This window comes from Clostridium lundense DSM 17049, from assembly GCF_000619945.1.
GTDB classification, from domain to species: domain Bacteria; phylum Bacillota; class Clostridia; order Clostridiales; family Clostridiaceae; genus Clostridium_AO; species Clostridium_AO lundense.
In genome coordinates, this window is sequence record NZ_JHVC01000011.1 from 1 (window position 1) to 14,370 (window position 14,370).

Consider the following 14,370-nt stretch of genomic DNA (forward strand, 5'->3'; position numbering starts at 1 on the left):
GAGAAATTTGCAAATTTAAAGTATAAGTATGGAAATAGACATTTTTGGTGTAGAGGCTTCTATGTGGATACAGTAGGAAAAAATAAGAATGCAATAGAAGAATATATAAAAAATCAACAGAATGAAGACATGATCGCCGACCAAATAAGTATTAAAGAATATATTGACCCTTTTAAGGGTGGCAGGTAACAGTTAAATTGCGGCTGGCGAGATTTTTATAGGTGCCTTAAGGCACAATGCTGGTAAAGTGCCCTTATAGGGCTTAAGAAAAACCACCAGCTAAGCTGGTGGATATTTATTTAAAAGAATTTTTTATGAACATAAAAAATTCTCTCCTTAACTGTCAAGTGTCAACTACATAAAAAGATAGTTATCTTTTTATATAAGTAGTGTGAAGTAAATCGTGAGCCTTTTCGCCATAAGGTTCTCCCAAGAATTCATTATAAAGTTGTTTTATAAATGGATTTTCATGAGATTTTCTTATAGCTTTTCCTGCATCCTCTTTATATAAAGCTTCCATTCTTTTTTCTAATGTATTTATATTTTCGTGCATATATGGTTGTCCGCCACCATCTATACAACCACCGGGACAAGCCATTATTTCTATCATGTGATAGTTAACTTTACCTTCCCTTATAGCTTGAAGTAATTTACGAGCATTACCAAGTCCACTAGCAATAGCTACTTTTACATCCATATCATTTATTTTTATTGTAGCTTCTTTTATGCCTTCCATTCCACGTACAGTAATTAAGTTAACATCTTTTAACTCTTCTTTAGTTAACCATTCATAAGCAGTACGTAGAGCAGCTTCCATAACTCCACCAGTTGCTCCAAATATTACAGCAGCACCAGTGGATTCGCCTAATGGATTGTCAAAGTTATCATCATCTAAGGAACTAAAGTCAATTCCAGCTTCTTTGATCATTTTAGCTAATTCTCTTGTACTTATAACTATATCTACATCTGGTACTCCGTTATTAGACATTTCTGGTCTTGCAGCTTCATATTTTTTAGCAAGACAAGGCATAACAGAAACAACTATTAAATTCTTAGGATCTACTCCCATTTTTTCTGCTAAATAAGTTTTAGCAATAGCTCCGAACATTTGTTGAGGTGACTTACAAGTAGATGGTATATCTAATAAATCGCTAAACTGATGTTCAAAGAATTTTATCCATCCTGGGCAACAGCTTGTAAGCATAGGAAGTCTTCCGCCATGTTCAAGTCTGTGTATAAGCTCAGTAGCTTCTTCTATTATAGTTAAGTCTGCTGCAAAATCTGTATCAAAAACTTTATTAAAACCTAAGGCACGAAGAGCTGAAACCATTTTACCAGTAACTACCGTTCCAGGTTCTAATCCAAATTCTTCTCCTAAAGCTGCTCTAATAGCTGGAGCTGTTTGGACAATAACAACCTTATCTTTATTGTCTAATGCATCCCAAACTTTAGAGGTATTATTTACTTCAGTTAAAGCTCCTGTTGGACAGACAGCTACACATTGTCCGCAGAAAGTACAGTTAGTTTCAATCATTGGAGCGGAGAATGCTGGAGCTATAACAGTATCGAATCCTCTATCTACTGCTGAAAGTACTTCTACTGTCTGTACTTCATTACACATAGTTACACATCTTTTACAAAGAATACATTTATCTAAATCTCTAACTATAGAGAAAGAAGAAGTATCTTTTGGGAATTTTGATATTTCACCAGTATATTTTATAGACTTTATACCCATATCTGCTGCTAAACTCTGAAGTTCACATTCAGTATTTTTTTCACATAGTAAGCATTCCTGTGGATGATCTGATAAAAGAAGTTCTACCATATTTCTACGAGCTTTTATAGCTTTAATAGAATTAGTTTTTACCACCATTCCGTCCATAACAGGAGTACAACAAGCAGGCGCTAAATTTTTTCTTCCCTGAACTTCTACTACACATACTCTACATGAACCAGGGTTATTTTCTGTTTTTTTATCATGTAATTTTAAGTGACAAAGAGTAGGGATATTTATATTTAATGTTTTAGCGGCATTTAGTATAGTCGTTCCTTGTTCTACTTGAATTTTTTTATTGTTTATTGTAAGTGTTACTAAACTCAAAGTGCACACCTCTTTCTTAAATATTATTTTTTAACAATAGCTCCTACAGGGCAAGCACTATAACATGTGCCGCATTTAATACACTTATCTTGGATGATTGTATGTTTTTCTTTTACTTTTCCAGTAATACAAGATGCAGGACAAACTCTCGCACATTTTGTACATCCTATACATTTTGATTCAATTTCGTAACGTAAAAGATTTTTACAAACTCCTGCAGGACAACGTTTTTCTTTAACGTGAGCTATATACTCGTCCATGAAATATTTCATAGTACTTAATACAGGGTTAGGTGCTGTTTGACCAAGACCACAAAGTGAAGTATCTTTTATAGTTTCAGCTAATTCTTTTAATTTAACTAAATCTTCCTCTGTACCTTTTCCGTCAGTTATCTTTGTAAGTATTTCTAATAAACGTTTATTACCTATTCTACATGGAGTACATTTTCCACAGGATTCATCAACAGTAAATTCAAGATAGAATTTAGCTATATCTACCATACAGTTATCTTCATCCATTACGATCATTCCGCCTGATCCCATCATGGAACCGATAGCTGTTAATGATTCATAATCAATAGGAACATCCAAGTCTTCAACAGGAATACATCCACCTGAAGGGCCACCAGTTTGAACGGCTTTAAATTTACGTCCATTTTTTATTCCGCCGCCTATATCATAAATTATCTCTCTTAAGGTTGTCCCCATTGGAACTTCTACAAGACCAACGTTATTAATTTTTCCTGCAAGAGCAAAAACTTTAGTTCCTTTTGATGTTTCTGTTCCTATAGAATTAAACCAATCTGCACCTTTATTTATGATATCAGGTACTATTGCTAATGTTTCTACGTTATTTACACAAGTAGGTTTACCCCAAAGACCGCTTTCTGCTGGGAAAGGAGGTTTATTAGTTGGCTCTCCACGGCATCCTTCTATTGAGTGAATTAAAGCAGTTTCTTCTCCACATACGAAAGCTCCTGCACCGTATTTAATATGAATATCAAAACTAAAATCTGTATCTAGTATGTTATCACCTAGAAGTCCATATTCATGAGCTTCTCTTATAGCATTATAAAGTCTTTCAACAGCAAGTGGATATTCAGCTCTTATATAAATATTACCTTCATTAGCACCAATAGCATATCCAGCAATAGCCATAGCTTCTAAAACACTATGAGGATCTCCTTCTAGTATTGAACGATCCATGAAAGCACCAGGATCTCCTTCGTCAGCATTACAAATTATATATTTTTTATCACTAGTATACTTTTTAGCGAAGCCCCATTTTTTACCGGTTGGGAAACCTCCGCCTCCTCTTCCTCTAAGGCCGGCATCAGAGATTACTTTAATAACATCATCAGGTGTCATTTGAGATAGTGCCTTACCTAAAGCCATATAGCCATTTTCTGCTATAGCTTCTCTTATATCATCTGGATTTATAAGACCACAATTTCTAAGAGCTATTCTAAGTTGTTTTTTATAGAAAGACATTTCATCTTGTCTTTTTACTTTCTTTTGAAGAGTAGGTTCAATGTAAAGAAGTCTTTGAACTATTTCACCCTTTAATAAGTGTTTTTCTATTATTTCTTCTACATCTTCTGGTTTTACGCTTACATAAAAAGCGTTATCTGGATTTATATTTACAATAGGTCCTTTTTCGCAAAAACCAAAGCAGCCAGTTATAGCAACTTGAACTTCATCGGCAAGACCGGCAGCTTCGATACCTTCTTTTAATTTTTCTACTATTTCATAACTTTGACTAGATTTACAGCCGGTCCCTCCACAGACGGAGATGTAACGCTTGCATCTTTTGGATTCTGAGTTTAGTTCTAGTTCATGAGAAACTTTTTTTAGTTTAACAAGCTCTTGAAACTCTATATTAAGTTTTTGAAGTTCTTCAAAGGATTTTATTTTAACCAATGGTTATTCCCCCTTATTCACTATACTCTTCTAATAATTTGTCTACTTTATCTTTAGTAAAATGACCATAAACTTTATCGTTAACTGTTACTACAGGAGCTAGTCCACAAGCACCTACACATCTTAAAACTTCTATAGTGTATTTTCCATCGGCTGTAGTCTCTCCAATTTTGATATTTAATTTTTTTTGTAGTTCATCTACTACATCTCCAGCTCCTCTTACAAAGCAAGCTGTACCCATACATACATTTATGACATATTTTCCCTTAGGCTCTGTATTAAAATATGAGTAGAATGTTACAACACCATATACTTTAGATACAGGTATGTCTAATTTTTTAGCAATAAAGCTCTGCACTTCATTAGGAAGATACCCAAATATGTTTTGAGCTTTGTGAAGGACAGCGATTAATGAACCTTCCTTATTCTGAATACTATCGATAAATTCACTTAATTCGTTTAATTTGCTTTCTAAGATTTCATTTTTGCAGCACACCAATAAAGACCTCCTTTATTATGTTTAAAAATTAACATACTTTGATTATATCAAAATTAACTTTAAAAAAAAGATAATTTTAAAGCAAAATAAGACAAAATAATACACAACGATATATTATTTTACATTAGTTAATAATTTATAGCAATAAAGTATTGAAAAATAATATATATTTTCTATATAAAAAATAGTGTGAAATTTGGTATTGCAAACATTGCTAGCTTTAATTTTCCCTGTTTTCTATATATAATATATTTTATCACAATTTTAATTTTTTGGAAGAATATATATAATAAATAATGTGCAAATTATATATTGAGATATTATTAACAAATGAATTAAAATGATTATATGAATAATAAACTAAGGAGGACATATTAGGTGGAACCAGTAGCTTTTAACATTTTTGGTTTACAAATAAGATGGTATGGTATATTTATTGCCACAGGAGTATTGTTAGGCGTATTATTAGTTAAACGTAATTGTAAGATGAAAGAAATAGATTTTGATGTAATGTTTGATACATTTTTCATATCTTTTCTTATAGCTATACTTGGAGCAAGGTTATATTATGTTATTTTTAATTTTCAGTATTATAAAAATGATTTATGGAGTGCTATAAATATTAGAGAAGGTGGTCTTGCTATTCATGGAGGCGTAATATTTGGATTAACTGCAGCTTATATTTATATTAAGAAAAAGGGACAAAAATTTTTAAAGTTTGCTGATGTAGTAGCACCGTCATTAATTCTAGCTCAGGGGATAGGAAGATGGGGAAACTTTTTTAATGGAGAAGCTCATGGAGGTCCAGTTACTTATGAATTTATAAAACATTTTCCCAGATTTATTCAAAAAGGTATGTATATAGAAGGTGTTTATTATCATCCTACTTTTTTATATGAATCTATTTGGGATATAGTTGTATGTATATTATTAATAAATATTTTAAAAAGAACTTTTATAGATGGAATCGCATTATTTTCATATATTGGGCTATATTCCTTAGGAAGATTTTTTATAGAAGGACTTAGAACGGATAGCTTAATGTTTGGTTCTATTAGGATGGCGCAATTAATAAGTATTCTTGGGATAGTTTCTTGTGTGGCTTTTTTAGTGTATATTAAAAATAGGAGAACGTAAAAAAACTATAATATAATTTTTATCAGGGGGATACTATGAAAATAAAAATCAAAAGTAGGTGGAAAGTATTATGTATAATATGCGTCCTGCTAACATTTTTTTATTGTGAAAATAATTGGTTAGGTATATCTAACTATGATTTATATTACGACAATTTATCAAAGAGTTTTGATAACTATAGTATAATTCATATTTCAGATTTACATAGTAAAGTATTTGGTGAAAAAAATAAGATTCTCATAGAAAAAATAAAAAAAGAAAAACCCAATATTATTGTGATTACTGGAGATATAATTGATAGGCGTAGGTATAATGATAAACCTAGTATAGAATTTTTAAAAGAAGCAGTAAAAATAGCCCCTGTATATTTTTCTACAGGAAATCATGAAATATGGTCAGGAAAATTTAATGAATTGGAAAGTAATATGAAAAATATAGGGGTAAAGGTATTAAGAAATGAGAATGTAAAGATAGATAATGGGAAAGAATATATTTATCTTTTAGGTATCGATGATCCAGGTGTAGTTCATGCTGATGAAGAAGATGAAGTGCTTAAAGAAAATATTCGTAAGGCTAAAAATGGAGTAGATAAAAAGAATTTTACAATTCTTTTATCCCATAGACCTGAAAGAATAAATGTATATAATGATGAAAATATAAACTTGGTTTTCTCTGGGCATGCTCATGGTGGACAGGTTAGAATTCCACTTATAGGAGCTATAATAGCACCAGGACAAGGACTATTCCCTAAATATACATCAGGTGCTCATAAATTAAAAAAGGGTTTTATTGTAATAAGTAGAGGATTAGGTAATAGTTCAATACCTCAAAGAATATTTAATAGACCTGAATTGGTAAAGGTTGTATTAAAGGCACATTAATTACAAGATAGTAAAGGAGTAAATATGAGTAATTATAGAAAAGAAGAGTGCAATAGAAAATATGTTATTGTATCCGAAAAAAGGGTAGAGAAGCCTTATGATTTTAATATTGGGGAAGAAAAAAATGATGTAAGCTATAAGGAAGATTGCCCATTTTGCCCAGGAAATGAAAGTCAAAGTGATAATTCTGTGTATGAAATAAAAGATCCTTGGCAGGTAAGGGTCATTCCTAATAAATATCCTTGTATTGAAAATTATACTAAACAAGGACAGAATGTATTTGGATATCATTATGTTGTGGTAGAAAGTAGAGAGCATAATAAAAAAATACATGAATTTAAAGAAGATGAAATAGAAAAAATAATAAAATCTTATATAGATATTTCAAATAAATTGTATAAAGATGATAATGTTAAGTATATACAAATATTTAAGAATTATAAAAGGGAAGGGGGAGCATCTCTTGCTCATCCACATTCTCAAATAATAGCTTTAAATATAATGCCAGAAAAAATAAAGCATATGTTAGATTATAATCATAATTTTTATGTAAATAAAAGTGAATGTATATATTGTAAAACTATAAGAGAGGAATTAAAAAATAATATTAGATTAATATATGAAAATGATAAATTTATATGTTTTTGTCCAGAAGCTTCTATTTTTTCTTATGAGATTACAATAATAAAGAAAGATCATGTACAATTTTTAAATTTTACTGAGGAAGATATTACATCACTATGCCAATGTATTTTTAAAATTATAAATAAAATATATTCTAAATTGGGGGATATTGCTTTAAATATTTGTCTTTATTTTATTAAAGAAGAAAATGACTATTTTCATTTTAGTGTAGGCATTTATCCTAGAATAGCAAGTCTTGCGGGGTTTGAGATAAGTACAGGAATTATACAAAATCCTATATCTCCAGAGAAGGCAGCAAAAGAACTTAAAATAGAACAGGAAGAATAATAGGGATTTTTCTTTTGAAAAAATCCCTATTTATAATCTATTTAAATTCCTAAAATCTCTTTTAATTTTTTAACATTGTTTCTGCTTATAGGCACTTCGGAAGTTTCCATATCGTTCATTACTAATTTATAAGTACCATTAAACCAAGAGTATAGTTCTTTAATATTATCCAAGTTTACAAGATAGCTTCTATGCGCTCTAAAAAATTTTGATTTTTTCTGAAGTCTATTCATGGTATAGTTAGTGAAGTATTTATTGTTATATGTTTTTACATAAATTTTTTCATTTTCGGTGTAGCAATAAAATATATCTTCTAAAGGAATTAATATTATTTTTCCGTGATATTCGCAAGGAATTTTTTGAATAGCATTTTGAGTATTATCTAGTTTATTAATTATTTTATTAATTGTTTTGGTTATTTCAGTATTTGGATCTTTTGCTAATTTATTATAAATACGGTTTATAGTGTTTTTTATTCTTTTTTCATCATAAGGTTTTAATATATAATCCAAAGCGGCTACTTCAAAGGCCTCTAGAGCATGTTCTTCGTAAGCTGTAACAAATACAATTTCTATATCACTATTAAATTCTTTTATATCCGTTGCTAAATCAATACCATTTTTTATAGGCATATTTATATCTAAAAATACTACTGCAGGATTTTGGGATTTTATAATATTAAAGCCATTTTCTCCATCATGAGCAATAGCACAAACATTTAAAAATTCATATTCACTTAATATATATTTTAATTCTTCAGCAGCAGGTATTTCATCTTCAACTATTATGCAACTTATTTTTTTCATGCTTTCACCTCCTTTGGTATTACAAAACTTACAAGTGTTCCTTTATTTTTCATACTTTTTATTTTTAATGTACAGTTTTGCCCATATAATAGTTTTAATCTTTCATTTACATTTTTTAGTCCTATACCACCTGACTTCTTGTAAATTACTTTTAGCTTATCTTCATCCATTCCTATGCCATCATCCTGAATCTCAAAAACTAGGCTATTTTCTAAGGAAGTGGCTTCTATGGTAACTATTCCCCCAGAAGGCTTTGGTAAAATACCATGTTTTATAGAGTTTTCAATAATAGGCTGAAGTATAAAAACTGGTACTTTATAGTTAAGTAATGCGTTAGGAATATCTATGTTTATTTTAAGCCTATCTCCAAATCTTGCATGCTCTATAGAAAGATAAGAATTTAAAAAGTCTAATTCCTCTTTAATTGTAACGAAATCCTCAGTTTTCTTCAATGTTTGCCTAAAGTAATTTGATAGGTCAATGATAAGTTCTCGAGCTTTATTAGGGTTTACTCTGCAAAATGATGAAATTGTATTTAGAGCATTAAATAAAAAGTGAGGGTGGATTTGGGCCCTTAAAGCTTTGTATTCTGCTATACAAGCTTCATGAGCAATTTCATTTAGTTTATATATTTGAAGTTGTGTAGATAAAAGACTACTTAATTGTTTTGCAAACTGTATAAAATAATTATCTATATATTTTTCGGATTTTATTTTTAAGCCTATTACAGCTTCCAACTTATTTTTATGAAAAATTGGAATACAGAAAAAAAGTATTTTTTTATCCTTATTAGATACAGATATTATTTTGTAATCAGGATTATAATAATAAGAATTAAGAGCTTCAGATAGAGAAACCAATGGGAAAATTTTGCCACAATAGTATAGTAATTCTCTATCATTACTTACGAAAACACCTTTAAACTTATTATTATCAAATATTATTTTTGCTACTTTTTCTGCTGTTTCCTTATTAAATCCGTTTTTTAAATAATTTAATGTTTGTTCTGCTATTATTAAGGCTTTTTGAGCTTGCATAGCACCAATACGATTATATTGATCAGAAGCATTATTTATTATATTTATAAATATTACAACTCCTAAGGAATTTATCACTATCATAGGAATAGCAATTATTTTTTCTAATTCCAATGCTTCATTAAAAGGCTTAGAAAAAATTAATATAATAATCATTTGTAATATTTCAGCCACCATTGCAGTTAGACAACCTACTTTAGCATCTAAGTTATTATTTCGTGAATATTTTCGTGCAATTCCACCACATAATCCTTCAATAATTGTTGATAATCCACAGGATAATGCGGTAAATCCCCCCATAGTATATCTTTGAAAGCCTGCTATGGAGCCAACAATCATTCCTACTAATGGTCCTCCAATATATCCAGCGGTTATAGCACCTATTGGACGAGTATTTGCTAATGCATAAGGATTAATGGTATTTAAAGAATTAGAGGAAGAAGGAATTATATTTACTCCGGTATAGGTTCCTATAATGGAGAGGAGGCTAAAGAAAAAGATTATTCTTAATTTATTAAAAAAAGTTGTTGCATTTTTATAAAAAAATCTTTTATATATAGAAGTTTGTCCATATACATAAGCAGACAATGCAATTAAGGACATACTTTCTAATAATTGTATATATATCATAGGTAGGACTCCCCTTAAAATTAATATTATTTCTAATTATACATAAAACCTATAATATTTAAATGGTTTTAAGGGGTAAAATTTGACTATTCGCCTCCTAAAATTTGCATTTCAACCTAAAAAAGTTACATTTTAACAGTAGGATATATGCTAAAATTCTGAATTTTAATATAATTTAATTATAGGATTTCAACTATATAAAAGTTTTAATTCAATTAGGGGGGGTGTGTTATGATATCATTTATTTTTTCTCTAATTTTATTAGTAGTAGGGTATTGTATCTATGGAAAAGTAGTAGAAAGAGCTTTTGGAGTAGATGAAAGTATACAAACACCTGCTATTAGATTACAAGATGGCGTTGATTATGTGCCTATGCCTGAATGGAAAATATTTCTAATACAGTTTTTGAATATTGCAGGCCTTGGTCCAATATTTGGAGCAATTTTAGGTGCAATGTTTGGGCCAGCAGCTTTCTTGTGGATTGTTTTTGGATGTTTATTTGCAGGAGGAGTACATGACTTCTTTTCAGGAATGTTATCAGTTAGACATGATGGAGCAAGTGTGCCAGAAATAGTTGGTAAGTATCTTGGAAATGGTTTTAAACAGTTTATGAGGGTATTTTCAGTTGTATTATTAGTTTTAGTAGGTGTAGTCTTTGTAATGGGACCAGCAGGATTGCTTGCTAGTTTAACGCCAGAATCTTTAGACAAGACCTTTTGGTTATATGTTATATTTGCATACTATATTTTAGCGACATTACTTCCAATAGATAAACTTATTGGTAAGATTTATCCAATATTTGGAGTATCATTACTTATAATGGCTTTAGGAGTGGGTGGAAAACTAATAATAGATGGCTATCCAATACCAGAAGTTATACCAGCAAATCTTTATAATATGCATAGTAATCCAGAAGCTACACCATTATTTCCAGTATTATTTATAACTATTGCCTGTGGTGCTATATCTGGCTTTCATTCAACTCAGTCACCATTAATGGCAAGATGTATAACTAGTGAAAAGCAGGGTAGAAGAATATTTTATGGATCTATGGTGGCAGAAGGAGTAGTGGCTTTAATTTGGGCAGCAGCAGCAATGAGTTTTTTTGCAGGACCACATGGAGTGGATGGAGTAACTAAGTTAAATGATGTTATGGCTGCTAACAAAAATAATGCAGCATGGGCAGTAAGTACTATTTGTAATTCACTGCTTGGAAAGGTTGGAGGAGCTCTTGCTATATTGGGTGTTGTGGCATGTCCCATAACTTCAGGAGATACAGCTTTCAGAAGCGCTAGACTTACTATAGCAGATTCAATTAAGTATAAGCAGGAAAATATTAAAAGTAGATTAATAATAAGCGTACCCCTATTTGTAGTTGGATTTATATTAACTAAGATAGATTTTAATATTATTTGGAGATATTTTGGATGGTCAAATCAAGCATTAGCAACAGTAGTGCTTTGGGCATCAGCCATGTATTTAGTCTGGAACAAAAAGTCTCATTGGATTGCAAGTATACCAGCAACATTTATGACTGCAGTAAGTATAAGCTATATTATTGTTGCGCCAGAAGGATTTAAACTGTCTACAACAGTAGGATATCCAATAGGAATAATAGGAGCAATAGTTATATTAGGAATATTTTTATTTAAAGCAAAACAAAAAATAGAAAGTTTAGGCACGAGTTCTAAAACAGTTTAATTATATTTTTAAGAGCATTCTGTGATGGATGCTCTCACTTTTAATTTTCTGTAGTGTTAATGGAGAAAAAGCATCCTTCACTGTCAATTGTCAACTAAAAAGTGTATGGATACATTTTGACGTATTTATATAATTCTTTATAATAATATTAAAAATTAATAATGTTGTAAAGGAGATAAGTAAAACATTATGGAAAATAGACTAAAAAGTAAAATAACAACATCAGAGATAGTTTATATTGCATTAATGATGGCAGCTACTTGTGCTGTTACTATGACTATAAGAATACCTACATTCATAGGTTATACTCATTTAGGGGATAGTATGGTGTTTTTAGCAGCTATAATTTTAGGAAAAAGAAGGGGTACAATAGCAGCAGCATTAGGAATGTTTTTAGCTGATATACTTGGGGGATATGCAGTATGGGCTCCATTTACATTGGTAATAAAAGGTGTTATGGCATATATTGCAGCTAGTATAGCTTATAGAGATAATTATGATGGTAATAATTTGAAAAATAATATATTTGCATTTATTTGTGCTGGAATTTGGATGATTGGAGCTTATTATGTAGCTAATGCAATAATTACAAGATTTGTTTATGTGCAGGCTGCAAGTTTAGGAGAAAGTTTAGCCATAGCTTTGGGAGAAGTTCCAGGAAATATTATAGAAGTTGTGGTAGGAATTGTAATAGCGCTTCCATTAATAAAAGGACTTAAGAACTATTTTTACAGGAAATAAATAATACTATTAAAAATTTATGAAAAAATCTGTTGCATTTTCAATATATAAGTGCTAGAATTATAAATAATTTAATAAGTGGTTCGGATGAAGGTAATAGGAGAGAGGCGAAAGCCCACCGAAGATGTTAATCTTTCAGGTACCATTATTTATGGGGAGGACTGTTATTGGACGAAACTCTGGAGAGACTCTTAAATGAGCACCGAAGGAGCAAGTTGGGATATCCCAATGAAACTCTCAGGTAAAAGGACAGAGAATAGAACTGTAATCCAGAGGTCTATCATTTTTTGAGAAGACCTCTATTTTATTTGCGTTGTCTCTATTCATCCTCTGTCCAAATTAAAAATAATAGGAGGATGGGAAAATGGAAAAATTAATTCAAATCTTTAACAAAATCGATTCAATAGTATGGGGAGCACCTTTACTAATATTACTTGTAGGTACAGGAATTTATCTAACTGTACGTCTAGGATTTCTTCAAATAACAAAACTTCCATTAGCATTTAAATACCTTTTTTCAAAAGAAGATCAAGACAGCCAAGGAGTAGGAGATGTAACTAGTTTCCAAGCTTTGTGTACTGCACTTGCAGCAACAATTGGTACAGGAAATATTGTAGGTGTAGCTACAGCAATTAAAGCAGGAGGACCTGGAGCTTTATTTTGGATGTGGATGGCAGCATTCTTTGGAATGGCTACTAAATATGCAGAGGGTTTACTTGCGGTAAAGTACAGAGTAACAGATAAAAATGGTCAGATGTCTGGCGGACCTATGTACTATATTGAGAGAGGTTTAGGAAAAAAGTGGTTAGCAAAAATGTTTGCAGTATTTGGAATAGGAGTTGCTTTCTTTGGAATAGGAACTTTTGCTCAAATAAATGCCATATCTGATTCTTTAAAGGATTCTTATGGTGTGCCAGCTATAGCTTCAGGAGTTGTAATAACAGTACTTGTAGCTATGGTTACTTTAGGGGGTATAAACACTATTGCTAAAGTAGCAGAAAAGATAGTTCCATTTATGGCTATATTATATATAACAGCTTCTTTAGTAATTTTAGTATTAAATATTAAATTAGTGCCAGCAGCTATAGGTTTAATTTTAGAAAGTGCTTTTAAACCTAGTGCAGCTATAGGAGGATTTTTAGGTGCCACAGTGAAGCAAGCTATACAAAATGGTGTGGCTAGAGGAGTATTCTCTAATGAATCAGGTTTAGGAAGTGCTCCGATTGCAGCAGCTGCTGCAAAGACTAAATCCTGTGTACGTCAGGGACTTATATCAATGACAGGAACATTTATAGATACAATAGTTATATGTACTATGACAGGAATAACTTTAATACTTACAGGCACTTGGAAATCTGATTTAGTAGGAGCGGCTATGACAAATGCAGCTTTTGTAAATGGAATACCTGTTCCAGTAGTAGGTAAATTTATAATAACTGTTGGTCTTTTATTCTTTGCATTCACTACTATATTGGGATGGAATTACTATGGAGAAAGATGTACAGAATATTTATTTGGAGTTAATGGCATAAAACCTTATAGATATATATTTATTGGAATAGTTGCAATAGGAGGACTTGCTATATTAAAGTTAGATTTAATATGGATAATTGCAGATATAGTAAATGGTCTTATGGCTATACCAAATTTAATAGCTCTTATTGGACTTAGTGGTATTGTAGTAAGTGAAACTAAAAAATATTTTACTAAATTAAAAAATAATGAATGGGTAGAAGATGAACCAGTACAAGAATTAAGGAAGGTAGCATCTAGATAATTAAAAACTAATAATTAAGAATTAATAGATGAAGATGGAATCCACAAGGTGGGTTTCATCTTTTTTTAGAATATATTTGCTTGTTTGCATTTGCAAGCAGCCCATATTTTTATATAAAGAGTAATTTAAAAAAAATATAAATTATCCTGACTTTTTGATTGTGTAA

Annotated in this window: 12 protein-coding genes and 1 riboswitch; of the genes, 7 read left to right on the forward strand and 5 right to left on the reverse strand. The window is 30.7% G+C overall.

The window, feature by feature from the left end:
- Positions 1 to 189 (forward strand): IS200/IS605 family transposase (locus tag T514_RS0113255; protein ID WP_027625219.1); only part of this gene is annotated, 189 nt, incomplete at its 5' end.
- A 181-nt stretch (positions 190 to 370) separates the two neighbouring features.
- On the opposite strand, the gene T514_RS0113260 is transcribed toward T514_RS0113255, so the two are convergent.
- The 3 genes from T514_RS0113260 to nuoE are packed head-to-tail and all read right to left on the reverse strand — an operon-like array spanning position 371 to position 4,519.
- Positions 371 to 2,104, reverse strand: a complete 1,734-nt coding sequence (locus tag T514_RS0113260; protein ID WP_027625220.1) for an NADH-dependent [FeFe] hydrogenase, group A6 — start codon at positions 2,102 to 2,104, stop codon at positions 371 to 373.
- 23 nt (positions 2,105 to 2,127) lie between these two features.
- Complete coding sequence (locus T514_RS0113265; protein WP_423219359.1) at positions 2,128 to 3,981, reverse strand: NADH-ubiquinone oxidoreductase-F iron-sulfur binding region domain-containing protein; 1,854 nt, start codon at positions 3,979 to 3,981, stop codon at positions 2,128 to 2,130.
- A 55-nt stretch (positions 3,982 to 4,036) separates the two neighbouring features.
- The gene (gene nuoE, locus T514_RS0113270; RefSeq protein WP_027625222.1) at positions 4,037 to 4,519 is read right to left on the reverse strand and encodes an NADH-quinone oxidoreductase subunit NuoE; all 483 of its coding nucleotides are present in this window, start codon (positions 4,517 to 4,519) and stop codon (positions 4,037 to 4,039) included.
- Between the two features lie 381 nt (positions 4,520 to 4,900).
- Between nuoE and lgt the strand changes: the two genes are divergently transcribed.
- The 3 genes from lgt to T514_RS0113285 are packed head-to-tail and all read left to right on the forward strand — an operon-like array spanning position 4,901 to position 7,512.
- The gene (gene lgt, locus T514_RS0113275) at positions 4,901 to 5,659 is read left to right on the forward strand and encodes a prolipoprotein diacylglyceryl transferase (protein WP_027625223.1); all 759 of its coding nucleotides are present in this window, start codon (positions 4,901 to 4,903) and stop codon (positions 5,657 to 5,659) included.
- Between the two features lie 35 nt (positions 5,660 to 5,694).
- Positions 5,695 to 6,540: a metallophosphoesterase gene (locus T514_RS0113280; protein WP_027625224.1), complete on the forward strand. Its 846-nt coding sequence runs from the start codon at positions 5,695 to 5,697 to the stop codon at positions 6,538 to 6,540.
- 24 nt (positions 6,541 to 6,564) lie between these two features.
- Positions 6,565 to 7,512: a galactose-1-phosphate uridylyltransferase gene (locus T514_RS0113285; RefSeq protein WP_027625225.1), complete on the forward strand. Its 948-nt coding sequence runs from the start codon at positions 6,565 to 6,567 to the stop codon at positions 7,510 to 7,512.
- A gap of 41 nt (positions 7,513 to 7,553) precedes the next feature.
- Here the strand turns inward: T514_RS0113285 and T514_RS0113290 are convergent, their stop codons facing one another.
- On the reverse strand, positions 7,554 to 8,318 hold the full coding sequence (locus T514_RS0113290; protein WP_027625226.1) for a LytR/AlgR family response regulator transcription factor: 765 nt from the start codon (positions 8,316 to 8,318) through the stop codon (positions 7,554 to 7,556).
- The gene (locus T514_RS0113295) at positions 8,315 to 9,985 is read right to left on the reverse strand and encodes a LytS/YhcK type 5TM receptor domain-containing protein (RefSeq protein WP_027625227.1); all 1,671 of its coding nucleotides are present in this window, start codon (positions 9,983 to 9,985) and stop codon (positions 8,315 to 8,317) included. Before T514_RS0113295 ends, T514_RS0113290 begins: the two co-directional genes overlap by 4 nt.
- Positions 9,986 to 10,216: 231 nt before the next feature.
- Between T514_RS0113295 and T514_RS0113300 the strand changes: the two genes are divergently transcribed.
- From T514_RS0113300 to T514_RS0113315, 3 genes are all read left to right on the forward strand, one after another.
- Complete coding sequence (locus T514_RS0113300; protein ID WP_027625228.1) at positions 10,217 to 11,686, forward strand: carbon starvation CstA family protein; 1,470 nt, start codon at positions 10,217 to 10,219, stop codon at positions 11,684 to 11,686.
- Between the two features lie 189 nt (positions 11,687 to 11,875).
- Complete coding sequence (locus T514_RS0113305) at positions 11,876 to 12,427, forward strand: ECF transporter S component (protein ID WP_027625229.1); 552 nt, start codon at positions 11,876 to 11,878, stop codon at positions 12,425 to 12,427.
- Between the two features lie 169 nt (positions 12,428 to 12,596).
- Positions 12,597 to 12,690, forward strand: a riboswitch (glycine riboswitch).
- Between the two features lie 101 nt (positions 12,691 to 12,791).
- Positions 12,792 to 14,204: an alanine/glycine:cation symporter family protein gene (locus T514_RS0113315; RefSeq protein ID WP_027625230.1), complete on the forward strand. Its 1,413-nt coding sequence runs from the start codon at positions 12,792 to 12,794 to the stop codon at positions 14,202 to 14,204.
- Positions 14,205 to 14,370 lie beyond the last annotated feature (166 nt).

What these genes read in the sequence shown, in the direction of transcription:
- T514_RS0113280 (WP_027625224.1), top strand. Translation starts at nt 5,695, where the DNA reads ATGAAAATAAAAATCAAAAGTAGGTGGAAAGTATTATGTATAATATGC.
- T514_RS0113285 (WP_027625225.1), top strand. Translation starts at nt 6,565, where the DNA reads ATGAGTAATTATAGAAAAGAAGAGTGCAATAGAAAATATGTTATTGTA.
- T514_RS0113290 (WP_027625226.1), bottom strand. Translation starts at nt 8,318, where the DNA reads ATGAAAAAAATAAGTTGCATAATAGTTGAAGATGAAATACCTGCTGCT.
- T514_RS0113295 (WP_027625227.1), bottom strand. Translation starts at nt 9,985, where the DNA reads ATGATATATATACAATTATTAGAAAGTATGTCCTTAATTGCATTGTCT.
- T514_RS0113300 (WP_027625228.1), top strand. Translation starts at nt 10,217, where the DNA reads ATGATATCATTTATTTTTTCTCTAATTTTATTAGTAGTAGGGTATTGT.
- T514_RS0113305 (WP_027625229.1), top strand. Translation starts at nt 11,876, where the DNA reads ATGGAAAATAGACTAAAAAGTAAAATAACAACATCAGAGATAGTTTAT.
- T514_RS0113315 (WP_027625230.1), top strand. Translation starts at nt 12,792, where the DNA reads ATGGAAAAATTAATTCAAATCTTTAACAAAATCGATTCAATAGTATGG.